Genomic DNA, 22,807 nt, shown 5'->3' with positions numbered 1-22,807 from the left:
GAGGCGTACACGGCCGGGTAAAGTCCTTGAGCGTGCCGCCGATATCCAGTCATGCAACGCGTAGCCAACAGCAACAACCCATTCCCTTCGAGTGCACCCCATGTCCTGGCTGACCGACCTGAAATTGAAGACCAAGCTCCTTTCGGCTTTCTGCCTGTGTGCGCTGATCACCGTGGTCGTGGGCGTGCTGGGTCAGAGCGGTATCTCGCGGCTTTACGAGCTGTTTGAAAACACGGTAAGCGACAATCTGGTATCGATCGCCAAAGTCGATTCGGTGAAGGCCAACGTCATCGCCACCAACCGCGACTTTTTCAAGGCCATCGGACTGAGCGCCCTCAAGGCCAACCCGGACGACATCAACGCGGCGATCCAGTCACTGAAAGAAAATCAGGCCCAGGCCGAGACCGACTTCAAGGCCTATCGCTCAACGCCGCTTGATCCGGATGAAAAAGCCGCAGGCGATGACTTCGAACGCGACTGGGCCGCTTACATCAGCGCCGCCCTCAATGCGCTGTCTGTGGCGCAGAGCGGCGACCTGGAGCAAGCCAGCAAACTGGCGGCCACCAGCGTGACGCCCAGCTATCGCAAGACCATGGGTGAACTGAAACTCATGATCGAATCCAACATGCGTCAGGCCAACGAACAGGCACAGGCGGGGGTTGAAACGGACAAGCAGGTCACTTGGACGCTGATCATCGGTTCGTTGATCGCGGTGGTGTGCGCAATCACGTTGGGGCTGATCGTCACGCGAATGATCACCCGGCCTATTTACCAATCGGTGGCCAGCGCCACCCGGGTGGCGGCGGGTGATTTGAGTCAGTCCATCCAGGGTGGCGGCCAGGATGAAACCGGTCAGTTGCTCAAGGCGCTGTCCAACATGCAGGGCAGCCTCAAAGGCACGGTTCAGCAGATCGCCACCGCGTCGGACCAACTGGCGTCCGCCGCTGAAGAACTGACCATGGTCACTGACGACAGCACCCGCGGGCTCATGCGTCAGAACGATGAAATCCAGCAAGCCGCCACGGCCGTCAACGAGATGACCGCTGCGGTGGAAGAAGTGGCGCGCAACGCCGCCAGCGCGTCGCAGGTGTCTGCGCAGACCTCCGAAGATGCCATCAAGGGCCAGCAACAAGTGCAACAGGCTGTCACCGCGATGAACACCATGACCGTGGAAATCACCGACTCGACCCAACGCGTCGAAGCGCTGGCCGGGCAGATCCGCGACATCACAAAAGTGCTCGACGTGATCCGCGGGATCGCCGAGCAGACCAACCTGCTGGCGCTCAATGCCGCCATCGAAGCCGCCCGCGCCGGCGAGCAGGGCCGAGGCTTTGCGGTGGTGGCGGACGAAGTACGTGCCCTCGCCCACCGCACTCAGACCTCCACCGGCGAAATCGAGTCGATGATCACCAAGGTGCGCAATGGCGCCGACGAAGCCGTACAGGCCATGGGCAAGAGTCAGGCAATCGCCGTGCACACTCAGTCGCTGGCGACCGAGGCCGGCCGCGCACTGGAACGCATCAGCGAAGGCGTCAGCCAGATGAACGAACGCAACCTGGTCATCGCCAGCGCCGCGGAAGAGCAGGCGCAAGTGGCTCGCGAAGTAGACCGCAATCTGGTGAACATCCAGGACCTGTCGACGCAGACCGCCGCGGGTGCCAACCAGACCAGCGCGTCGAGTCAGGCGCTGTCGCGACTGGCCGTGTCATTCCACGCCATGGTGGGCAAATTCACCCTGTAACCGGCTTGGCGTTTCGGCGCCCGGCCAGCTAATCGCCACCCTGAGACAAAATGGCGTATTGACTAATTTGACACCCGATTTGTCGAAAATGACATTTCGGGTACAATCCCCGCCCGCCGCAGGGGATGGGCCTGATGACCAGGTTCTGCGGTGGATGATGTTTACTCAAGCTGCTGATTCCAATGATCGAATAAAAAGCACAGCACCGAGGGACATAGAACACGAGGTCGACCTGTTCACTGGCCTCTTGACCCTTCCTCCTCGTTTTCCGAGAGCGAAGCCTGTCTGACGTTCGCGCCGCACACTGGCGCCCGGCACTGCAGGACGTTGCGCGACGAATGCTGCAGGCGGATAACTTTCTATCTATTGGATGATTCGATGTTCAAGAAAACGAGCACCGCTCTACTGGGCCTCGCGATTTCGGCCACCTTCCTGCAAGCCCACGGCGCAGAAAGCAAAAAAGTCGATGTACTGCTGATCGGCGGCGGCATCATGAGTTCGACCCTGGGCGTCTGGCTCAATGAACTCGAGCCGAGCTGGTCGATGGAAATGGTCGAGCGTCTTGATGCGGTCGCCGAAGAAAGCTCCAACGGCTGGAACAACGCAGGCACCGGTCACTCCGGCCTCGCCGAGCTGAACTACACGCCTGAAGACAAAGACGGCAAGGTCAACATCTCCAAAGCCATCGAAATCAACGAAGCCTTCCAGGTTACCCGTCAGTTCCTGTCATGGCAGGTCCGCCAGAGCGTCCTGAAGAACCCGCCTTCGTTCATCAACACCACACCGCACATGAGCTTCGTGTGGGGCGATGACAACATCAAGTTCCTGAAAAAGCGTTATGACGCGCTGCAAGCCAGCCCGCTGTTCCGCCCGATGCAGTACTCCGAAGACCCGGCGCAGATCGCCAAGTGGGTCCCGCTGATGATGGAAGGCCGTGATCCTTCGCAGAAGCTGGCGACCACTTGGACGCCAATCGGCACCGACGTCAACTGGGGTGAAGTGACCCGCCAGTACGTGTCGTACCTGCAGACTCGCCCGAACTTCGACTTGAAGCTGTCCAGCGAAGTCAACGACATCACCCGCAACGACGACGGCTCGTGGCACGTCGAATACAAGAACCTGAAAGACGGCACTACCACCGGTACCGACGCCAAGTTCCTGTTCATCGGTGCAGGCGGCGGCGCGTTGAAGCTGTTGCAGAAATCCGGCATTCCCGAAGCCCAGGAGTACGCAGGCTTCCCGGTTGGCGGTTCGTTCCTGGTGACCGAGAACCCGACCGTTGCCATGCAGCACATGGCCAAGGCCTACGGCATCGCCTCCACCGGCGCGCCGCCCATGTCGGTTCCGCACCTGGACACCCGCGTGCTCGACGGCAAGCGCGTGATTCTGTTTGGCCCGTTCGCCACCTTCTCCACCAAGTTCCTGAAAGAAGGTTCGTACTTCGACCTGTTCAGCAGCATGACCACCCACAACTTTTGGCCGATGACCAAAGTGGGCATCGAGCAGTACCCGCTGGTCGAGTACCTCGCCGGTCAGTTGATGCTGTCTGACGACGACCGTTTCAAGGCGTTGCAGGAATACTTTCCGCACGCCAAGAAAGAAGACTGGCGCCTGTGGCAAGCCGGTCAGCGCGTGCAGATCATCAAGCGTGACGCGGACAAGGGCGGCGTGCTGAAACTGGGCACCGAAGTCGTTTCCTCCCAGGACGGCACCATCGCTGCCCTGCTGGGCGCATCGCCAGGCGCGTCGACCGCTGCACCGATCATGCTCAACGTCCTGGAAAAGCTCTTCAAAACCCAGGTCGCGACGCCTGAGTGGCAAGCGAAGATCCATCAGATTGTGCCGAGCTATGGCACCAAGCTGAATGAATCGCCAGCCGCCGTTCAGCAGGAGTGGAACTACACCGCCGAAGTGCTGCAACTGGGCAAGCCGCCGGTGCTCGATCCGAGCGTCGGCACCAGCACTGCTGCGCCGGGCAAGCCTGCTGAAAGCAAGCCCGCCAGCGACATGGCGCTGTAAGCACGCCTGACCGTTTGCATCGATTCCGCTGCAGCCGTTCACGAAAGCCACGAGACTCCGCGTCTCGTGGCTTCTTTACTGCCTGTTGACCCGCCCAAGGGCCTTGCGGATTGCCTGAAGAGCGTCGGCAACCGCTGATGAGGTAAAAGGGAACGGCAAGCGCTTGCGTCGGGTCCATCCTGTAGAACCAGTCAGGGAGAAAGGTATGGACGCCACAAATACACACGTGCTGAGGGACGTCGTCGTCATCGCAGGTTCACGAGGCGCGACCGAAGCCCTGCGGCACCTGCTCGCCAAGCTGCCAGCGGATTTCTCCGCTGCAGTGCTCATCGTGATTCACACGCTCCCCTCAGGTCCGGACTACATGGCCTCAGTGCTCGGTCGCTACTCGACGCTGCCTGTAGGCTATGGTGAGGAAGGCGAGCCGGTGCTGCCTGGCCGTGTGTACCTCGCCCCTCCTGACCGGCATCTGGAAATCGTCTCCCCCGGGATCATTCATCTCGACGACGGACCCAAGCTGCACCTCGCACGTCCTGCCGCCGATCGCCTGTTCACCACTGCTGCCGAGGTTTTTCGCGAGCGAGTGATCAGTCTGGTGCTGTCAGGCGGCGACTCCGATGGTGCGGAGGGTGCGGTAGCGGTCAAGAACGCCGGCGGATTGAGTTTTGTCCAGCGCCCCGAGGAGGCGCCGGTGCCCAGCATGCCGATCGAGACGATGCGAAAAACCATATTGAGCCCTCAACTGAGTGCGGAAGAAATGGCAGACGCGCTGATCAAAGCGGTCGGCAGCGTCCACAGCTGACCTATCACAGGAGACCGCGAGCATGCCAGGAGGCGAACAGCATCCACCGCCGTCAGGCGCCTTCGATCTGCTGGACCTGGGCCCGGGGCGCAACACGGCGGTGTTTCGCCTGACCCTTGCGTTCATGATTCTGGTGCTGCTGACGTTCATCTCGGTCGAGGGGTGGCGCGCCTGGCGCGACTACAACCACGCGTACGACTTCGCCCGGGACTCGGTCAGCAATCTGGCCCGTGCCACGGCGCAGCACGCTGAGGACGCCATCAGGCAGGTCGACATCCTGACCTACGCTCTGGGTGAGCGGGTCGAAGGCGACGGCCTGGCCAATATCAACGTTCCGCGCATTCACGCCCTGATGGTACAGCAATCGAGGCTCATGCCTCAGCTCCACGGGCTGTTCATCTACGGCCCCGACGGTCGATGGATCGTCACGGACAAAGACATCACCCCGGAGACTGCAAACAATGCAGACCGAGATTACTTTAACTATCACCGGACCCATACCGATCACCGTGTGCGCATCAGCAACGTGGTCAAGAGCCGGTCCACCGGCGAGCTGATTATCCCGGTCTCCCGACGGCTGAATAACCCGGACGGTTCGTTCGCGGGCGTGCTGCTGGGAACCATCAAGCTCAGCTACTTCATGGATTACTACGGCGACTTCAAAATTGATGATCGTGGTGCGCTGGTCCTGGCGATGCGCGACGGCACTATCCTGATCAGGCGCCCTTTCATGGATTCGATGGTGGGGCAAAGCCTGGCCGACAGCGAGATATTCAAACGCTACCTGCCGACCGCCGACGAAGGGGTCGCGGAAGTCAAAGCCATCGTGGACGGCACGTACCGGCTGTACGCTTACCGCGCCCTGTCCAGCTACCCGCTGGTGGTCGAAGCGGGGCTGTCGAGAGAATCCTTCGTAGGGCCGTGGCGTCGCGACCTGTTCAAGTCCGGACTCGTGCTGTTGGTTCTGGTTGCCGGGTTTATCGGATTTGCCTTCATCGTACTCACTCAGTTGCGCCGCCGCATGGCCATGGAAAGTGAAATACGCCTCGCCCACCAGGCGGTCAAAGACATGGCACTGACCGACAGCCTGACCGGGCTGGGCAACCGGCGGCGCCTCGACATGGCACTCCACAGCGAAATCGGGCGCGCGAAACGTCAGCGCTACCCACTTGCCCTGATCATGCTCGACATCGATTACTTCAAACGCTTCAACGACCGCTACGGCCACGGCGCGGGTGACGACTGCCTCCAGCAGGTCGCTCAGGCCATCAGCGGCGTGCTGAAACGCCCTGCGGACCTCGCCGTTCGTTACGGTGGCGAGGAATTCACGATATTGCTCCCGGACACCGACATCCACGGTGCAGGGCGTCTTGCGGAGGACATCCTGCAGGCCATCCGTGGACTCGCGCTGGAACATGCCGATCATCCTGAGCAAATCGTCACCGCAAGCGCTGGCGTCACAGCCAGGTTTCCTGCGCAGGAAGACACGACCCCCGCCGGCATGATCAAAGCGGCGGATGCCTATCTCTACTACGCGAAAAATAATGGTCGCAATCGCTGGTATGCAGATCAGCACGCTCAAGCGAGCACGCAGGCATGAATGACAGATGGGTTTGAATGGCCGGCGGCCGGGACGCGTTACCGGGAAGGAACGGTGTTCTGGCGGGAATGGAAGTGGATCAGATATGTCCCCTGCAGGAATCGAACCTGCATCTAGCCCTTAGGAGGGGCTCGTTCTATCCGTTGAACTAAGAGGACACTAAAACGGACGGCGTGCATCTTAACGGCAAGGCGCATGCTTGTCATGTCGTCATTATCAACGGGAGCTGTAGGCCGCTGGCTGTCCGTCACATCGAAGGGCCATCGTGCAGAATGCAACGACGGCAATAGGCCATATTGCAAAACGCAACCCTACAATCCGCTAAATTCGCCGTATGCTATTGATTTATATCGAATTTATTCGTCTTCGAGATTGGCATGCAGGCTGCAATACTTTTCTTCGCAAATTACCCCTCTGTACGCCATCCCTGCGAAGGTACCCGAGATGAACATGACCCTGCCCCTGCTTAACGCTGCCGCGCTCGTCGCATTGGTCGCCTTCCACTTCCAGGATGATGGCAGCAAGTCAGAGGCGGTCCGGTCAGGGAGCTTCGCCGTACAGGCGCAGCCTCATTACCTCATGCAGCAAGCTCCCAGGTTCGCAGCCATGCCGAGCCAGGGTACAGAAGCTATTCTGGCTAATGACAGTGAAGAGGCGGTACCCGTTAACCGCCCGGACCGTTGGGTATTCTGAAAAAATCGCTGATCGGTAGTTTCAAAGAGTTCGATGAGCTCTCTTCCAGAGAGCACCCATTAGAGAGCAACCATGTCCAAAGCAGCAATTTCATTCCTGATCCTGGCCCTGATGGCCCTTGCCGCAGACCAGCTACTGGTGCCCTCCATGGAAACCATGAGCACCTTGGCGAAAGCCGCGGCAGGCGTTTTTGCCAGCCTGTTCGTTGCAGCACTGTTCGTAGGGCGCCGCATCAAGTTCGACCCGATCTTGCGGCAAGCCAAGCCCTGACGCCTCGCCAGCCCCACGCTGGTCTGCTTTCAAGGTTAATCGCCGTCTCCAAGGCGGCTGAGGCGTATGCAAAACGGTCACGCCGCAGCCGACCCTTCGTCTTTTTATTCACTCCCTCCTCGTATTTTGCTTATTCTCCCACTACGCTGGAGACAGATAGCCATCACGGCGCAGGCCCAGTACCATCAGGCCGCTAGCGATCGCACTTTGCAAACCAGCACGCAATTCGGATAATTGGTGCTGGCTAAAAGCCTTTATCTAGTTCAATATTGTCACACATTTGACGCCAAGGATTCGACGCATTGATGCAGGATGTCGGTCCTTTATGCGGGCTGGTTGAACATTTCGTCTAAAAGACAGTCAGAGCATGACATCTCGCGGCCTAATGCAAGAACCGCCTCTCTCTTTGAACTAATTCGGTTAAATATATGAGCCCTATGAAACAGGCCAATTATTCCAGTCGCACAGCTGACAAGTTCGTAGTTCGTCTACCGGAAGGCATGCGCGAGCGTATTGCGGACGTCGCCAAACAGCACCACCGCAGCATGAACTCGGAAATCATTGCGCGTATTGAGCAGAGTCTGATTCAAGAAGGCGCGCTGGGTGATGAGCCAAGTCTGCGTCTGGACAGCCCGGAGCTTTCGCTCCACGAACGTGAGCTGTTGCAGCGCTTCCGTCAGTTGGCTCATCGCCAACAAAACGCGCTGGTTTCCCTGATTGCACATGACACTAGCCTGGCAAACGACGACGAATAAGTCGCGCAAGCCAGAGACTTAAAGGCCAGCGCTCTGCTGGCTTTTTTGTGCCTGAAATTAGGTCAATACCTTGTCTGCGCGCATTAAAAAACCGCCTTGAAGGCGGTTTCGATTGAAGCGATGGATCAAAGCAAAAACACAGTCGCCAGCCCGAGAAAGATAAAGAACCCGCCACTGTCGGTCATGGCCGTGATCATCACACTGGCGCCCATGGCCGGATCGCGCCCGAGCCGCGCCAGGGTCATCGGGATCAGCACACCCATCAACGCCGCCAATAGCAGATTCAATGTCATGGCGACGGTCATCACCACCCCAAGGGACCAACTGTTGTAGAGAAGATAAGCAACGATCCCTATCACCCCGCCCCACACCAGACCGTTGATGAGCGCAACAGCCAGCTCTTTGCGCATCAGGCGTGAGGTGTTGCCGGTGTTGACCTGATCGAGAGCCATGGCCCGAACGATCATGGTGATGGTCTGATTGCCCGAGTTGCCCCCAATCCCTGCCACGATCGGCATCAATGCCGCCAGCGCCACCAGCTTTTCGATGGAGCCTTCGAAGAGACCGATCACTCGCGAGGCGAGAAAGGCTGTAATCAGGTTGACGGCCAGCCAGGACCAGCGGTTGCGCAGCGAACGCCAGACCGACGCGAAGATGTCTTCTTCTTCGCGCAGACCCGCCATGTTGAGCACTTCGGTCTCGCTCTCCTCGCGGATGAGGTCGACCATCTCGTCGATGGTCAGACGGCCGATGAGCTTGCCGTTCTTGTCGACCACCGGGGAGGAAATCAAGTCGTAACGCTCGAACGCCTGGGCGGCTTCATATGCATCGCCATCAGGATGGAAGCTCACCGGGTCGCTGGCCATGACCTCCGACACCTGCTTCTCCGGGTCGTTGACCAGCAGACGCTTGATGGGCAGCACGCCCTTGAGCACGCCATCGGAATCGACAACAAACAGCTTGTCGGTGTGGCCGGGCAGCTCTTTGAGACGGCGCAGATAACGCAGAACGACTTCCAGGCTGACATCCTCACGGATGGTCACCATCTCGAAGTCCATCAGGGCACCGACCTGCTCCTCGTCGTAGGACAGAGCAGAGCGCACGCGCTCGCGCTGCTGACTGTCCAGCGCCTCCATCAACTCGTGGACAACGTCGCGCGGCAGCTCTGGAGCAAGGTCGGCGAGCTCGTCGGCGTCCATTTCCTTGGCGGCGGCCAGCAGCTCATGATCATCCATGTCGGCGATCAGGGTTTCCCGAACGGAGTCGGACACTTCGAGAAGGATGTCGCCGTCACGCTCGGCCTTCACCAGCTGCCAGACCGTCAGACGGTCTTCGAGGGGAAGTGCTTCGAGGATGTAGGCAACGTCGGCAGAGTGCAGATCGTCGAGCTTACGCTGCAGCTCGACGAGGTTCTGCCGGTGAACGAGGTTTTCGACACGATCCTGGTGCTGGCCTTCCTGACGGTGTGTCAGGTCTTCGACGATGCGCTGACGCTGCAGCAAGTCGATGACTTGGGCGAGACGATCCTGAAGGCTTTCCTGCGTCTTTTTTACTTCGATTTGGGTCATAGGCGAACTCCACTCCCAGCAGTGGAACCCGCCAGAAGATCAATCAGTCGATTCTTGATTGGTGAAACTTAGTATTGAGTTGCTACTGGGTAAGTCCATGGAGGTAGTCCACAAGCCCCGGCGGGGCTGACGGGCGCAATCATACACCGCTTGCCGTGACGGGAGGCTAAAAATTCAACGTGAAACAATCGGTTGCAACGCATCCCTAACCGTTGTCCGAGTCCCTGATCTCGCGCCGTCACATCCGGTGAACAAAACTCGCTCGCCGTGAGAAATCCTCATCGCTACCCTTTGCGGACACAGGTCAGGGAGGACATCGCGATGCCGCTGAACACTGAAAAGCTCTTCATCACCCTGCTACTGCTTTTGCCATTCGGCGCAGGTGCCTCCACCGTCAATCGCTGCCAGGATCAAAGCGGCAGCGTGACCTTTACCACGCTGAGCTGCCCCAGCGGCCAAACGACAACGCCACAGGGTATCAACCCGGCATCAGGCATGACTTTCACGCCCCCTCCTCCAACTTCAAAAGCTGAGGAGACGAAAGATCGCAAAAGCCGAGAGGTGGTGGTCGTGGGTCAGCGCGATGATGGTTGCGGAAATATCCTGAGCGCAGAGCAGCGCCGCAAGGCAATCATCAATCGGCAGACGCCAACGGGGATGAGCAAACGTGATGTGGAAAATTTGCTCGGACGACCGGACAAGATCATCAGCCGGAACGCTGAAGTCCGATATGTGTATGAGGAAAAGAAGGGACGCAGCCGACAGGTGTCATTCGATGAGCACGGCTGTGTAAAAGGCAAACGCTAGAAAGCAAAAAGCCCGCATTTGCATGCGGGCTTTTCGTCTTATGGTGCACTCGACAGGATTCGAACCTGTGACCGCTCGGTTCGTAGCCGAGTACTCTATCCAGCTGAGCTACGAGTGCAGATGGCGCTTTTTAAACCAGTTCACCTCTGGGCATCGCATTTTACTTCTGGAAGTGAGTGGTGCTTCCGAAGACCTGTTGAAGCCAGGCTCTTTCTAACTTAAGACTGTTATTCGTATCACTACAAACAACGCTTAAATGGTGCACTCGACAGGATTCGAACCTGTGACCGCTCGGTTCGTAGCCGAGTACTCTATCCAGCTGAGCTACGAGTGCATTTGTTGCCGCGCATTATAGGCCGTCAAATCTCTTGGTCAAGCACTTTTTCTAGTAAATTCAACAACTTACCGATCAAGCCAGATTACAACGTACTACGCAAATAATGGCGGAGAACGGGGGATTCGAACCCCCGACACCCTTTTGAGGTGTACTCCCTTAGCAGGGGAGCGCCTTCGGCCACTCGGCCAGCTCTCCGCAACACGGGGCGTATAATAACCACCCTTTTCCCCGTTTGCAAACCAAAAATTCAATAAAAATTAATGGCTTGGTTCTTCGTCCTTCTCTTTCTTTATACGCAGGTAAATCTCTTCGCGGTGAACAGCTACTTCCTTGGGCGCGTTGACCCCAATACGTACTTGATTGCCTTTTACGCCGAGCACGGTCACGGTGACTTCACCATCACCAATGATCAGGCTTTCCGCGCACCGGCGAGTCAGAATCAGCATACCTATCTCCTTACGGCTTACATTCAAGGGACTACAGTCTGCACAGACAAACGGCATGATCCCGGCCGGAAGCGGCCGCTGGTCCATGCCTCAGTATCGACCAGCGCCGGAAAAAGAATAGCGACTTGCGCACACCCACTCGCAGAAGGCGCAGCAGAAACCGCGCCCTCTGCCCAAGGCTTACTCGCCCTGACGCGGTGCGTCGAGTTCGAAGGCAGTGTGCAGTGCGCGCACGGCCAGCTCCAGGTACTTCTCCTCGATCACCACCGAGACCTTGATTTCGGATGTCGAGATCATCTGAATGTTGATGCTCTCCTTGGCCAGCGCTTCGAACATGCGGCTGGCAACCCCGGCATGGGAACGCATGCCGACACCGACGATGGAAACCTTGGCGATCTTGGTGTCGCCAATGACTTCGCGAGCGCCGATTTCGTTGGCGGTGTTCTGCAGAACCTGCAGCGCGGCCTGGTAATCATTGCGGTGAACGGTGAAGGTGAAATCGGTGGTGTTATCGTGCGAAACGTTCTGCACGATCATATCGACTTCGATGTTCGCGCCACTAATGGGACCGAGAATCTTGAACGCAACGCCCGGGGTGTCTGGCACGCCACGGATGGTCAGCTTGGCTTCGTCGCGGTTGAAGGCGATGCCCGAAATGATCGGCTGTTCCATGGATTCCTCTTCATCAATGGTAATGAGGGTGCCTGGACCCTCCTTGAAGCTGTGCAGTACGCGCAGCGGGACGTTGTACTTGCCGGCGAACTCGACCGCGCGGATCTGCAGGACCTTTGAGCCAAGGCTCGCCATCTCCAGCATTTCTTCGAAGGTGATCTTGTCCAGACGCTGGGCCTGCGAAACAACGCGCGGGTCAGTCGTATAGACGCCATCGACGTCGGTGTAGATCTGGCATTCATCGGCTTTCAAGGCCGCGGCCAGTGCCACGCCGGTGGTGTCGGATCCGCCACGACCCAGGGTCGTGATGTTGCCGTCTTCATCGACGCCCTGGAATCCGGCGACCACCACCACACGACCGGCCTTCAGGTCGGCGCGGATTTTCTGATCGTCGATCTGCAGAATACGCGCCTTGTTATGGGCGCTGTCGGTGAGGATGCGGACCTGATTGCCGGTGTACGAAACCGCCGGCACGCCACGCTTGATCAGCGCCATGGCCAGTAGAGCGATGGTGACCTGCTCGCCGGTGGAAACGATGACGTCCAGCTCACGTGGCACCGGTTGATCGCTGATCTGCCGGGCCAGTTCGATCAGGCGATTGGTTTCGCCGCTCATGGCCGACAGCACCACCACCAGATCATCGCCCGCATCACGGAATTTCTTGACCTTGTCGGCCACCTGTTCGATGCGCTCGACCGAGCCCACCGAGGTGCCGCCAAACTTTTGTACGATTAAAGCCATCTCAAAGCCGCCTCAGCCCATGAAGGGCGCCCGTTATCATTCAAACCGCGAAGCGCCGGAACCCGAATGACGGGCCCCGGGTGGGTCGACTTAAATACCTTGCTCGGCGAACGGAACAGCCAGTGCCAGCGCTGCTTCGAGTCCGGCAGCATCAACACCGCCGCCTTGCGCCATGTCAGGACGACCGCCGCCTTTACCGCCTACTGCGGCAGCCGCCTGCTTCATCAAATCACCGGCTTTGAGTTGGCCAGTCAGGTCTTTGGTGACGCCTGCCACCAGCACGACCTTGTCTTCATGCACCCCGCCGAGCAGGATCACTGCGCGGCCGAGCTTGTTCTTCAATTGATCAACCAGGGCCAGCAGCGCCTTGCCATCCTGACCATCGAGACGGGCAGCGAGAACCTTGGCGCCCTTGACGTCCACTGCCGAGCCAGACAGATCGTCGCCCGCAGCACTGGCCGCCTTGGCCTGCAGTTGTTCCAGCTGTTTTTCCAGCAGCCGATTGCGTTCCAGCACCGCCGAAAGCTTGTCCAGAACGTTGTCGCGATTCCCTTTGACCAGGTTCGCGGCTTCCTTCAGTTGCTCTTCAGCGGCGTTCAGGTATTCCAGCGCCACGGCGCCGGTCACCGCTTCGATACGGCGCACGCCTGCGGCCACACCGCTTTCGCTGATGATCTTGAAAAGCGCAATGTCGCCGGTGCGGTTGGCGTGAATGCCGCCGCACAGCTCCACCGAGAAACCGCCGCCCATGCTCAGCACGCGAACGCTGTCGCCGTACTTCTCGCCGAACAGCGCCATGGCGCCCTTCTGCTTGGCGGTCTCGATGTCGGTTTCTTCAGTCTCGACGGCCGTGTTCTTGCGTACTTCGGCGTTGACGATGTCTTCAAGCGCCTTGATCTGCTCGGGCTTGATGGCTTCGAAGTGGCTGAAGTCGAAACGCAGGCGCTGACTATCGACCAGCGAGCCTTTCTGCTGGACGTGATCGCCCAGCACTTGGCGCAATGCAGCGTGCAGCAGGTGCGTGGCGGAGTGGTTCAGCGAAGTGGCTTGGCGAACTTCGGCGGCAACTTCGGTGCTGACGGTAGTGCCGACTTTCAGGCTGCCCGACACTTGAACACCGTGGTGCAGGAACGCGCCGCCGGTCTTGGTGGTGTCGCTCACGTCGAAGCGCGCATCGCCCACGGTCAGGTAGCCACTGTCGCCAATCTGGCCGCCGGACTCTGCGTAGAACGGGGTCTGGTCGAGGATGACCACGCCATCCTCGCCTTCGCTCAATTGCTCGACCGCGATACCGTCTTTGTACAGGGCGACGACCTTGGCCTCGCCTGCGGTGGCTTTGTAACCGGTGAACTGCGTGGCCACGTCGACTTTGACCAGGCTGTTGTAGTCCATGCCGAATGAGCTGGCGGAACGCGCGCGTTCACGCTGGGCGTCCATCTCACGCTCGAAACCGGCCTGGTCAAGGGTCAGGTTGCGTTCGCGGGCGATGTCGCCGGTCAGGTCCATCGGGAAACCGTAGGTGTCATAGAGCTTGAACACCACGTCGCCGGGGACGATGGTGCCTTTCAGTTCGGCGAGATCCTGCTCGAGGATCTTCAAGCCTTGCTCCAGGGTCTTGGCGAACTGCTCTTCTTCAGCCTTGAGCACGCGCTCGATGTGGGCCTGCTGGTTTTTCAGCTCGGGGAAGGCTTCGCCCATTTCGGCGACCAGTGCAGCGACGATCTGGTAGAAGAAGCTGCCCTTGGCGCCCAGCTTGTTGCCGTGACGGCAGGCACGACGAATGATGCGGCGCAGCACGTAGCCGCGGCCTTCGTTGGATGGCAGCACGCCGTCGGCAATCAGGAAGCCGCACGAGCGGATGTGGTCGGCGACGACTTTCAGGGACGCCTGATTGTCGTTGCTGCAACCGATGGCTTTTGCAGCAGCGGCCAGCAGGCTCTGGAACAGGTCGATTTCGTAATTGGAATTGACGTGTTGCAGGACGGCGCTGACGCGCTCAAGGCCCATGCCGGTGTCGACCGATGGCGCTGGCAGCGGGTGCAGAACGCCGTCGGCCGTGCGGTTGAACTGCATGAACACGTTGTTCCAGATCTCGATGTAACGGTCGCCGTCTTCTTCCGGCGAACCCGGCGGGCCACCCCAGATGTCGGCGCCGTGGTCGTAGAAGATCTCAGTGCATGGGCCGCACGGACCGGTGTCGCCCATGGTCCAGAAGTTGTCGGAGGCGTAAGGCGCGCCTTTGTTGTCACCGATGCGTACCATGCGCTCGGCCGGCACGCCGATTTCCTTGGTCCAGATGTCGTAGGCTTCGTCGTCCGAGGCGTAAACCGTGACCCAGAGTTTTTCCTTGGGCAGTTTCAGCACGCCGGTGAGGAAGGTCCAGGCGTAGGTGATCGCGTCGCGCTTGAAATAATCACCGAAGCTGAAGTTGCCCAGCATTTCGAAGAAGGTGTGGTGACGCGCGGTGTAGCCGACGTTTTCCAGGTCGTTGTGCTTGCCACCGGCACGCACACACTTCTGACTGCTCACGGCGCGGGTGTAGGCCCTTTTTTCCTGGCCTAGGAAGCAATCCTTGAACTGGTTCATGCCTGCGTTAGTGAACAGCAGGGTCGGGTCGTTGCCCGGGATCAGGGAGCTGGAGGCAACTCGGGTGTGGCCTTGCTCTTCGAAGAAGCGAAGGAAGGCTTCACGGATTTCTGCGCTTTTCATAGGTTCTTCCACGGAAACTGCGGCCTGGCACATGCATAGCGTCGTTCGACGCAGCGACGGCAAAGGGCCGCATTATATAGGCGTTGTACGCTCGGTACAGCGTGTTATTCGATAGAAACCGGCAATCGGGCTGATCACCCGATCAGCGAACGCCAAATTCGGCAAAGGCCGCCACCACCTTGTCCAGATGCGCAGCGGTCACATCAAGATGGGTAACCATGCGCAATCGCGGCGCGGCGCTCAGCACGATACCGCGCTCGGCACACAGGGCGTTGAGCGCCTGGGCGCGATCGCCGATCCGTACGTAAACCATGTTGGTCTGCACCGGCTCGACGTCAAAACCGAGGTCCGCGAGCGCTTTGCCCAAGGCGGTGGCATTGGCATGATCGTCGGCCAGGCGCTCGACCTGATGCTCCAGCGCGTACAACCCCGCGGCTGCCAGGATGCCGGCCTGGCGCATGCCGCCGCCGACCATCTTGCGCAAGCGCCGCGCCTTCGCGATGAACTCATTTGAGCCGCACAGCACCGAGCCGACCGGCGCGCCGAGCCCTTTGGACAAGCACACGGAAACTGAATCGAAATGCCGGGTGATCTCCCGCGCGTCCATGCCCAGTTTGACGGAGGCGTTGTACAGGCGAGCGCCGTCGAGGTGCAGGCTCAGGCCTTTTTCGCGAGTGAAAGCGCGGGCCGCCGCGAGGTACTCCATTGGCAGGACTTTGCCCTGCATGGTGTTTTCCAGGGCCAGCAACCGGGTGCGGGCGAAATGAAAGTCGTCGGCCTTGATGGCGGCGGCGACCTGATTCAGGTCCAGCGATCCGTCCGCCTGATTGTCCAGGGGCTGAGGCTGTATCGAGCCGAGCACCGCCGCGCCGCCGCCTTCATATTTGTAGGTATGTGCCTGCTGGCCGACGATGTATTCGTCGCCGCGCTCACAGTGGGCCATCAGGCCGAGCAGGTTGCTCATGGTGCCGGTCGGCACGAACAGCGCGGCTGCAAACCCAAGACGCTCGGCCAGCCATGATTCCAGCCGATTGACCGTCGGGTCTTCGCCGTACACGTCATCGCCAAGGGGCGCGCTGGCCATGGCGTCGCGCATGCCGGCCGAGGGTTGGGTCACGGTGTCACTGCGCAGATCGATAACCGCCACGATGAAGCTCCCACTGATTAGGGTCGAGCCTCAGTTCTGAGGCCCGGGGCATCGATAATCAAGGCTTGGGACAGGAATGCCAAGACGCCTTATAAGAAAAGCTGATGAAAACCATCAAAAAGGCTCCAAGCGAATCCGGGAAATGTATGTTACAAACTGCACGCCGACGCAAAACGCCGTTGGCAACGTTCTCAGGGCGGGGTGAGATTCCCCACCGGCGGTAATGGCGCGCAATGCGTCTAGCCCGCGAGCGCTTGCAGCGAGCTGAAGCTCGATGCAAGGTCAGCAGACCCGGTGTGATCCCGGGGCCGACGGTCATAGTCCGGATGAAGAGAGAACGGGACTGGCACAACAGGATCGTTTCAAGACAGCCCCAGGCGCTTGGCGTCGGGGACGGTTTCGCACGTACCCTGGCATCCCATTCGATCCAAAACGCCCTGTTTTTTTCATTAAACAGGAGTCAGAACACATGCAACCTACCGCCATTCACGCTCACGAGCGCATCGCTTTCATTCAAGCCTGTTGGCACAAGGCAATCGTCGATCAGGCGCGTAAAGGTTTTGTCGCCGAGATGGCGCAACACGGTTACGCCGAGACCGACATCGATTTCTTTGAAGTCGGCGGCGCGTTCGAAATCCCGCTTCACGCCAAATTGCTCGCCAAGTCGGGTCGCTACGGCGGCGTCGTGGCGGCCGGTCTGGTAGTCGACGGGGGTATCTATCGCCACGAGTTCGTGGCGCAATCGGTGATCAGCGCGCTGATGCAGGTTCAGCTGGAAACCGAAGTGCCGGTGTTCTCGGTCGTGCTGACCCCGCACCATTTCCACGCCGGTGAAGAGCACCAGAAGTTTTTCTTCGACCACTTCGTGCACAAGGGCCAGGAAGCGGCCAAGACCTGCGCGGACACGCTGACAAAGCTGCGTGCAGTGCGTCGGGTCGGTGAGGTGCAGAAAGCGGCGGGTTGATCAAACCGACGGCAGTTCATCCGCCAGAAAATCAGCGGATGTACCGGCCCCTGTGGGAGTGACCGGGGTGGCGCTCCACCTTGCTCACGAAGACGGCATTCCAGCCGCTAGAAATGTAGCGGATGTACCGGCCTCTTCGCGAGCAAGCTCGCTCCCACAGTTCGGTCTTCGGCGGGACAGATACCGGCGCGTCAGGCCAGCGACTCTTCCGTCGCCGGCACGATCAGAATCCCCGCCCGCAGTCCGTTTTTGACGTTCGGGTTGGGGAAGATGATCCGGGCGCCCTCTTCTTCTATCACCCAGCGTGAATCGGCCAGGTCTTCGGCCAGCACGTAACCTTTTTCCAGTTCCGTGAAGTTCTCGATGTCCGCCGGCAGGTGCAAGCGGAAGGCGTCACTGTGCTTGATGACTTCCCGGGCCACGCTGAACAGCTGCAAGCCGTCCAGATCGGCAGGCTGATCGGCGTTGGTGCCGGCGATCAGGTGTTCGAGGCAGGACTTCAGCTTGTCCAGATTGACCTGCTGGTTCTGCCCGAACGGGCGCGCCTTGCCCAGTTCCAGGGTGAAGGCTTCGGCGTCGAGCTTGTCGTAGGTGTAGGCGCTGAACACGATCGACGCCTTGTTCTGCAGCAGCACCGCTTCCATGCCCGCCGTGCGCAGACGGGCAAGTTCACGGCGGGAGTGGGCGCGACCTTCTTTCCACGGGTACAGCGCAAACTGCTCGATTCTGGAGCCGCGAATCGCGGTGTGCAGGTCGTAGTGCAGGCGGTAGCGGCCCGGAATATTGAAGAAGCTGGCGGCCAGACGCTCGAGTTCGCAGGCGCGCAAGGCTTCGCTGCCGCCGCTGTGCTCGTGACGGCCGTTGAACAGCCGGTTGACGTCCTGCTCGACGTATCGCTCGCCGCGACGCATCGCTTCGGGGTTGCCAAACAGGAACAGAATACGCGCGCGAGGCTTGAGTTCGCCCCGGGCGATGGCGTGAATCAGCGTGTCGAGCAGTTCGATCGGCGCGGTTTCATTGCCGTGGATGCCGGCGGACAGCAGCAGGTCGGTGCCATTGTCGCGTGCTTCGGGAGGCCGGACTTCCAGCGCCCCCTCAGCGAGCCAGCGCATGCGAACGCCGTCGACGGTCAGCTGAGTCTTTTCCGCGGGTTCGCGACCCGCGAGGGTCAGTTCAAGCAGTTTGCCGAGGGCGAGCATGGGGAAGCTTCCTGCGCAGGCTTAGTCGTGGGTGCAGTCTGGGCCGTGCACGTGGCCTTCTTCGTCGTCGCCGCTCATGTCAGCCGGCTCCATTTCCAGCTGCAGGCTGACCAGGTTGGTCGCCAATGGACGCAGCAGCAGGTTGGCGTATTCGGCATCGCCCTCTTCGACGTCAACGCCGATCAGCAACTGGCCACGGCCGTCCTGTTGAATCCAGACCTCTTTGCCCTGCCAGATAACGGCAAGACGGGTGCAGGACGTTTCCAGCTGAGTGCCGTCGGTGTCTTCAAGGATCAAACGCAGCGCGTCGGTCATGGCAAAACTCTCTCTGTAAAAGCAAAAACATCGTCGCCTGACGCCGCTCGGGCGCAGGCGTAACGGATGGGGTGCATCAGTTGATCTGGAAAGGATAGACCGCGCCCAGTTTCAGGTGCTGCGTCAGCTCGTCCAGCGCCGTGCGGCATTCGGTCAGCAACTGCGGATCGGCCAGATCACTGTCGCTCATGCGGTCGCGATAGTGCTTGTCGACCCACTGCGTCAGCGTGTCGTACAGCGGCGCGGTCATGATAACGCCTGGATTGACCGCCGCCAGTTCGGTTTCATTCAAGGCCACGCGAAGACGCAGGCACGCCGGGCCGCCGCCGTTCTGCATGCTCTGCTTGAGGTCGAACACCTTGACCTCGCGAATAGGGCTGTCGTCCGCCAGCAGGCGCTGCAGGTAATGCCACACGCGCTCGTTGCTGCGGCACTCTTCCGGCACGATCAACAGCATCGAACCGTCGGCGCGGGACAGCAACTGGCTGTTGAACAGGTACGAACGCACCGCATCTTCCACCGCCACTTCACTGCGCGGCACGCAGATGGCCTGGAAGCGACCGCCGCGTTGACCGAGTTTGGCGTGCAGCTCGGCGAGCATGGGCTCGGTATTGAGGAACGCATCTTCGTGGAAGAACAGAACTTCACCGTTGCCCACCGAGATCACGTCGTTGTGGAACACGCCCTGATCGATCACGGCCGGGTTCTGCTGGGCGAAGACCACGCCCTCGGCGCTCAGGCCATGCAAACGCGCAACGGCCTGGGACGCTTCGAGGGTCTGGCGTGCCGGGTATTTCTGCGGCGCGGGGAAACGGCTGTCGAACGCGGCGCGGCCGTAAACGAAAAACTCGACGCCAGGCTCCCCGTAGCTGCGGCAGAAGCGCGTGTGGTTGGCCGCGCCCTCGTCACCGAACTGGGCCACGGCAGGCAACGCCGCATGGTGGGCGAAATGCTGTTGATCAGCGAACATCGCGCCGAGCACGCGGCTGGTGGTCGGGTGCTCGATGCTGCGGTGGTATTTGCAGTTGAGGTTGGCGGCGGTGAAATGCACGCGGCCGTCGGCGGTGTCGGCGCTCGGGCTGACCGTGGCGGCGTTCGCTACCCACATGCTCGACGCCGAGCAACTGGCCGCCAGCAGCGGCATGGACTCTTTGGCGGCGCGCTCGATCACCTGTGCGTCGCTGCCGCTGAAGCCCAGCTTGCGCAGACCGGCCACGTCGGGACGTTCCTGCGGGGCCAGCACGCCCTGGGTGAACCCCATCTCCATCAGCGCTTTCATTTTGGCCAGCCCCTGCAAAGCGGCCTCGCGCGGATTGGAGGATTGCTGGCAGTTGTTCTGGGACGCGACATTGCCGTAGGACAGCCCACCGTAGTTGTGGGTCGGGCCCACTAGACCGTCAAAGTTGACTTCACAGGATTTCATCGGTGAGGCTCCGTGGATCTGTTTTTATGTGCACATTCTTCGATGTGCGCTGCGCTATCAAGGAGCGCGTTCAGTTCAGGGTGATGCCGGGCGTCAGGCTGGCAGGCAGCGCCAGGGTTTCCGTCTCCAGCGACGCGACCGGGTACGCGCAATAATCCGCCGCGTAATAAGCGCTGGCGCGATGGTTACCCGAGGCGCCGACACCCCCGAACGGTGCGGTACTGGCCGCGCCGGTCAGTTGCTTGTTCCAGTTCACGATGCCTGCACGGCTCTGCAGCCAGAACTGCTGATAGCGCGCTTCGGAATCCGACAACAACCCTGCCGCCAAGCCGTACTGCGTGGCGTTGGCCTCTTCGATGGCTGCGTCGAAATCAGCGTAGCGAATCACCTGCAACAACGGGCCGAACAGTTCTTCATCCTCACGATCCGCCACGTCACTGACGTCGATGATGCCCGGCGTCAGCAGCGCCGATTGCGCGGCAGGCTGGGTCATTTCGAGCAGGGCCACTGCGCCGTTGGCCAGCATCACTTCCTGGGCATCGAGCAGCGCTTGCGCAGCGCCAAGGGAAATCACCGAGCCCATGAACGGCGCCGGTTGTTGATCGAAGGCGCCGACCTGAATGGTCGAGGTCACTTCCACCAGCCGCGCCAGGAATGCATCACCCCATGCCCCTTGGGGCACCAGCAGACGGCGAGCGCAGGTGCAGCGCTGGCCGGCGGAAATGAAGGCCGACTGAATCACGGTGTAGACCGCGGCATCGACATCGGCGACCTGATCGACCACCAGCGGGTTGTTGCCACCCATTTCCAGGGCAAGAATTTTGTCCGGGCGACCGGCGAACTGTTGATGCAGGGAATTGCCGGTGCGGCTCGAACCGGTGAAAAACAACCCGTCGATGCCCCCATGACCCGCCAATGCGATACCGGTTTCCCTCGCGCCTTGCAGCAGATTGAGCACGCCCGCCGGCAGACCGGCCTCGATCCAGCACTGCACGGTCAGCTCGGCGACTTTAGGCGTCAGTTCGCTGGGTTTGAATACGACGGTATTGCCCGCCAGCAGCGCCGGGACGATGTGGCCGTTAGGCAAGTGGCCCGGGAAGTTGTAAGGACCGAACACCGCTACCACGCCATGGGGCTTGTGCCGCAGCACGGCGGTGGAGTCGCCTAGCGGACCGCTCTTCTCGCCGGTCCGCTCGCGGTAGCTTTGAATGGAGATCGCCACTTTGTTGGCCATGCTGGTGACCTCAGTCGCCGATTCCCACAGTGGCTTGCCAGTTTCCTCACCGATGCAACGGGCGATTTCATCGGCGCGGTTCTTCAGCGCAGCGGCGAAGGCTTCAAGCACGGCAATGCGCTCGTCCAGGCTGCGCGTCGCCCAGGCCGGAAACACCTGACGGGCCGATTTGACCGCCGCATCAACCTGTTCAGCCGTTGCGCTTTTGCCCGACCAGATCACTTGCTGGCTCACCGGGTTCAGGGACTCGAATGCGTCACCCTGGCCGTCCTGCCAGGCACCGCCGATATACAAGGTGTTCATCAAATACTCTCCCGGGCAGGCGACAGGGGCACGGCGCGAACCTGATCACCGGCGCTGAGGCGCAAGCGCTTGGCGGTCTGTGGATCGACCACCAGGGTGCCGGCGGCGAAACGCGCAGGGGCAGCGGTCACGCGGCAGTCTTCGCGCTTGCGGTTGTGGATAAGGAAGGGCGTCGCGTCGTCACCCGGCGTGCCGACGGCCAGCACCAGCGCCTGGCTGTCGCGGACCGCGCGGATCTTGCTGGTTTCGCACTCGATGGCAGGGCCGGCGTCGAAGATGTCGACGTATCCCTGATAGCTGAAGCCTTCAGCCTTGAGCATCGCCAGCGCCGGTTCAGTGCTGACGTGCACGCGGCCGATGACCTCGCGCGCGGCTTCTGAGAGGAAGCAGCTGTACAGCGGAAACTTGGGCATCAGCTCGGCGATGAACGCGCGGTTGCCGACTCCGGTGAGGTAGTCGGCCTGGCTGAATTCCATTTTGAAGAAGTGCCGACCCAGGCTTTCCCAGAACGGCGAATGACCCTGCTCGTCGGAGATGCCGCGCATTTCAGCGATGGTCTTGGTGCCGAACAGCTCCGGAAACTCGGCAATGAACAGCATCCGCGCCTTGGACAGCAAGCGGCCATTGAGGCCATTGCGGTAGTCGGCGTGAAGGAACAGCGAACACAGCTCGGAGTTGCCGGTGAGGTCGTTGGCCAGGAACAGCGTCGGGATCTCGCGATAGATGTTCAACTCTTGGGACGCGCTGACCGTCAGGCCTACCCGGTAGTTGTACCAGGGCTCACGCAAACCCACTGCGCCGGCCACCGCAGAAATGCCCACGACTTTCTCGTCGTCATCCTCGAGCACGAACAGGTAATCAGCATCGCCCCGCCCCGCCTCGCCACGGAAGGTTTTCTCGGCCCAGCCGACCCGGTGTGCCAGACGCTCTTCATTGGCCGGCAAGGTGGTCAGGCCTGCGCCGGTGCTGCGCGCCAGCTCGATCAGCGCCGGAAGGTCACTGCTGCGTACGGGACGAACGATCATGCTTTCTCCTCATGCCGGGGGTTCTGCAACCCCCGGC

The 22,807-nt window shown here is 60.3% G+C and carries 19 protein-coding genes, 4 tRNA genes and 1 riboswitch; of the genes, 9 read left to right on the top strand and 14 right to left on the bottom strand.

What is annotated here, in order from left to right:
• The first annotated feature begins 100 nt into the window (after positions 1-100).
• The 4 genes from FX982_RS14085 (at position 101) to FX982_RS14070 (ending at position 6,162) form a co-directional block, all read left to right on the top strand.
• Positions 101-1,741 (top strand): methyl-accepting chemotaxis protein, encoded by a 1,641-nt coding sequence (locus tag FX982_RS14085; protein ID WP_172611258.1) that lies wholly within the window; start codon positions 101-103, stop codon positions 1,739-1,741.
• Between the two features lie 378 nt (positions 1,742-2,119).
• Positions 2,120-3,760: a malate dehydrogenase (quinone) gene (gene mqo / locus FX982_RS14080; protein ID WP_172611257.1), complete on the top strand. Its 1,641-nt coding sequence runs from the start codon at positions 2,120-2,122 to the stop codon at positions 3,758-3,760.
• 205 nt (positions 3,761-3,965) lie between these two features.
• Positions 3,966-4,562 (top strand): chemotaxis protein CheB, encoded by a 597-nt coding sequence (locus FX982_RS14075; protein ID WP_172611255.1) that lies wholly within the window; start codon positions 3,966-3,968, stop codon positions 4,560-4,562.
• Between the two features lie 22 nt (positions 4,563-4,584).
• Positions 4,585-6,162: a sensor domain-containing diguanylate cyclase gene (locus FX982_RS14070; protein WP_172611253.1), complete on the top strand. Its 1,578-nt coding sequence runs from the start codon at positions 4,585-4,587 to the stop codon at positions 6,160-6,162.
• Positions 6,163-6,248: 86 nt separating this feature from the next.
• Here FX982_RS14070 and FX982_RS14065 read toward each other — a convergent pair.
• Positions 6,249-6,320, bottom strand: a tRNA-Arg gene (locus FX982_RS14065).
• A gap of 286 nt (positions 6,321-6,606) precedes the next feature.
• Here FX982_RS14065 and FX982_RS14060 point away from each other — a divergent pair.
• The 3 genes from FX982_RS14060 (at position 6,607) to FX982_RS14050 (ending at position 7,880) form a co-directional block, all read left to right on the top strand.
• Positions 6,607-6,855 carry a hypothetical protein gene (locus tag FX982_RS14060; RefSeq protein ID WP_172611252.1) on the top strand — a complete coding sequence of 83 codons (249 nt, stop codon included), beginning with the start codon at positions 6,607-6,609 and terminating at the stop codon, positions 6,853-6,855.
• Between the two features lie 72 nt (positions 6,856-6,927).
• On the top strand, positions 6,928-7,125 hold the full coding sequence (locus tag FX982_RS14055; RefSeq protein ID WP_122537563.1) for a PA3371 family protein: 198 nt from the start codon (positions 6,928-6,930) through the stop codon (positions 7,123-7,125).
• Positions 7,126-7,553: 428 nt separating this feature from the next.
• Positions 7,554-7,880, top strand: coding sequence for an Arc family DNA-binding protein (locus FX982_RS14050; RefSeq protein ID WP_065986187.1), 327 nt, complete (start codon positions 7,554-7,556; stop codon positions 7,878-7,880).
• A gap of 125 nt (positions 7,881-8,005) precedes the next feature.
• Here FX982_RS14050 and mgtE read toward each other — a convergent pair whose 3' ends face one another.
• On the bottom strand, positions 8,006-9,448 hold the full coding sequence (mgtE, locus tag FX982_RS14045) for a magnesium transporter (RefSeq protein ID WP_122537562.1): 1,443 nt from the start codon (positions 9,446-9,448) through the stop codon (positions 8,006-8,008).
• Positions 9,449-9,769: 321 nt separating this feature from the next.
• On the opposite strand from mgtE, the gene FX982_RS14040 reads away from it, so the two are divergent.
• Positions 9,770-10,255: a DUF4124 domain-containing protein gene (locus tag FX982_RS14040; RefSeq protein WP_172611250.1), complete on the top strand. Its 486-nt coding sequence runs from the start codon at positions 9,770-9,772 to the stop codon at positions 10,253-10,255.
• 41 nt (positions 10,256-10,296) lie between these two features.
• Here FX982_RS14040 and FX982_RS14035 read toward each other — a convergent pair.
• From FX982_RS14035 to ltaE, 7 genes are all read right to left on the bottom strand, one after another.
• Positions 10,297-10,373: transfer RNA gene (locus FX982_RS14035), tRNA-Arg, on the bottom strand.
• A gap of 139 nt (positions 10,374-10,512) precedes the next feature.
• Positions 10,513-10,589, bottom strand: a tRNA-Arg gene (locus FX982_RS14030).
• A gap of 107 nt (positions 10,590-10,696) precedes the next feature.
• A tRNA-Ser gene (locus FX982_RS14025) sits at positions 10,697-10,787 on the bottom strand.
• Between the two features lie 62 nt (positions 10,788-10,849).
• A complete protein-coding gene (csrA, locus tag FX982_RS14020) occupies positions 10,850-11,038 on the bottom strand; it encodes a carbon storage regulator CsrA (protein WP_122537560.1) in 189 nt (62 codons plus the stop codon).
• A 180-nt stretch (positions 11,039-11,218) separates the two neighbouring features.
• Positions 11,219-12,451, bottom strand: coding sequence for an aspartate kinase (locus FX982_RS14015; protein ID WP_065986190.1), 1,233 nt, complete (start codon positions 12,449-12,451; stop codon positions 11,219-11,221).
• Positions 12,452-12,541: 90 nt separating this feature from the next.
• Positions 12,542-15,160, bottom strand: coding sequence for an alanine--tRNA ligase (alaS, locus tag FX982_RS14010; RefSeq protein ID WP_172611248.1), 2,619 nt, complete (start codon positions 15,158-15,160; stop codon positions 12,542-12,544).
• A 142-nt stretch (positions 15,161-15,302) separates the two neighbouring features.
• Positions 15,303-16,307, bottom strand: coding sequence for a low-specificity L-threonine aldolase (ltaE, locus tag FX982_RS14005; RefSeq protein WP_172611247.1), 1,005 nt, complete (start codon positions 16,305-16,307; stop codon positions 15,303-15,305).
• Between the two features lie 183 nt (positions 16,308-16,490).
• Positions 16,491-16,650: riboswitch (FMN riboswitch) on the top strand.
• 126 nt (positions 16,651-16,776) lie between these two features.
• Here ltaE and FX982_RS14000 point away from each other — a divergent pair.
• On the top strand, positions 16,777-17,271 hold the full coding sequence (locus tag FX982_RS14000; RefSeq protein WP_172611245.1) for a 6,7-dimethyl-8-ribityllumazine synthase: 495 nt from the start codon (positions 16,777-16,779) through the stop codon (positions 17,269-17,271).
• Between the two features lie 191 nt (positions 17,272-17,462).
• Here FX982_RS14000 and astE read toward each other — a convergent pair whose 3' ends face one another.
• From astE to astA, 5 genes are all read right to left on the bottom strand, one after another.
• Positions 17,463-18,470, bottom strand: a complete 1,008-nt coding sequence (astE, locus tag FX982_RS13995; RefSeq protein ID WP_172611244.1) for a succinylglutamate desuccinylase — start codon at positions 18,468-18,470, stop codon at positions 17,463-17,465.
• A gap of 21 nt (positions 18,471-18,491) precedes the next feature.
• Positions 18,492-18,785: a topoisomerase II gene (locus FX982_RS13990; RefSeq protein WP_065986195.1), complete on the bottom strand. Its 294-nt coding sequence runs from the start codon at positions 18,783-18,785 to the stop codon at positions 18,492-18,494.
• 76 nt (positions 18,786-18,861) lie between these two features.
• On the bottom strand, positions 18,862-20,208 hold the full coding sequence (gene astB, locus FX982_RS13985; RefSeq protein ID WP_172611242.1) for an N-succinylarginine dihydrolase: 1,347 nt from the start codon (positions 20,206-20,208) through the stop codon (positions 18,862-18,864).
• Between the two features lie 70 nt (positions 20,209-20,278).
• The gene (gene astD / locus FX982_RS13980) at positions 20,279-21,748 is read right to left on the bottom strand and encodes a succinylglutamate-semialdehyde dehydrogenase (protein ID WP_172611241.1); all 1,470 of its coding nucleotides are present in this window, start codon (positions 21,746-21,748) and stop codon (positions 20,279-20,281) included.
• A complete protein-coding gene (gene astA / locus FX982_RS13975; protein ID WP_065986198.1) occupies positions 21,745-22,770 on the bottom strand; it encodes an arginine N-succinyltransferase in 1,026 nt (341 codons plus the stop codon). The genes astD and astA overlap by 4 nt, the downstream gene beginning before the upstream one ends.
• Positions 22,771-22,807: the final 37 nt, after the last annotated feature.

The organism is Pseudomonas graminis, from assembly GCF_013201545.1.
Taxonomy (GTDB): Bacteria; Pseudomonadota; Gammaproteobacteria; order Pseudomonadales; family Pseudomonadaceae; genus Aquipseudomonas.
This window is presented reverse-complemented; position numbering and strand designations above follow the sequence as displayed.

Bases quoted from the DNA above. Each gene is read 5' to 3' on its own strand.
- FX982_RS14085 (WP_172611258.1), top strand. From the start codon at position 101: ATGTCCTGGCTGACCGACCTGAAATTGAAGACCAAGCTCCTTTCGGCT.
- mqo (WP_172611257.1), top strand. From the start codon at position 2,120: ATGTTCAAGAAAACGAGCACCGCTCTACTGGGCCTCGCGATTTCGGCC.
- FX982_RS14075 (WP_172611255.1), top strand. From the start codon at position 3,966: ATGGACGCCACAAATACACACGTGCTGAGGGACGTCGTCGTCATCGCA.
- FX982_RS14070 (WP_172611253.1), top strand. From the start codon at position 4,585: ATGCCAGGAGGCGAACAGCATCCACCGCCGTCAGGCGCCTTCGATCTG.
- FX982_RS14060 (WP_172611252.1), top strand. From the start codon at position 6,607: ATGAACATGACCCTGCCCCTGCTTAACGCTGCCGCGCTCGTCGCATTG.
- FX982_RS14055 (WP_122537563.1), top strand. From the start codon at position 6,928: ATGTCCAAAGCAGCAATTTCATTCCTGATCCTGGCCCTGATGGCCCTT.
- FX982_RS14050 (WP_065986187.1), top strand. From the start codon at position 7,554: ATGAGCCCTATGAAACAGGCCAATTATTCCAGTCGCACAGCTGACAAG.
- mgtE (WP_122537562.1), bottom strand. From the start codon at position 9,448: ATGACCCAAATCGAAGTAAAAAAGACGCAGGAAAGCCTTCAGGATCGT.
- FX982_RS14040 (WP_172611250.1), top strand. From the start codon at position 9,770: ATGCCGCTGAACACTGAAAAGCTCTTCATCACCCTGCTACTGCTTTTG.
- csrA (WP_122537560.1), bottom strand. From the start codon at position 11,038: ATGCTGATTCTGACTCGCCGGTGCGCGGAAAGCCTGATCATTGGTGAT.
- FX982_RS14015 (WP_065986190.1), bottom strand. From the start codon at position 12,451: ATGGCTTTAATCGTACAAAAGTTTGGCGGCACCTCGGTGGGCTCGGTC.
- alaS (WP_172611248.1), bottom strand. From the start codon at position 15,160: ATGAAAAGCGCAGAAATCCGTGAAGCCTTCCTTCGCTTCTTCGAAGAG.
- FX982_RS14000 (WP_172611245.1), top strand. From the start codon at position 16,777: ATGCAACCTACCGCCATTCACGCTCACGAGCGCATCGCTTTCATTCAA.
- astE (WP_172611244.1), bottom strand. From the start codon at position 18,470: ATGCTCGCCCTCGGCAAACTGCTTGAACTGACCCTCGCGGGTCGCGAA.
- FX982_RS13990 (WP_065986195.1), bottom strand. From the start codon at position 18,785: ATGACCGACGCGCTGCGTTTGATCCTTGAAGACACCGACGGCACTCAG.
- astB (WP_172611242.1), bottom strand. From the start codon at position 20,208: ATGAAATCCTGTGAAGTCAACTTTGACGGTCTAGTGGGCCCGACCCAC.
- astA (WP_065986198.1), bottom strand. From the start codon at position 22,770: ATGATCGTTCGTCCCGTACGCAGCAGTGACCTTCCGGCGCTGATCGAG.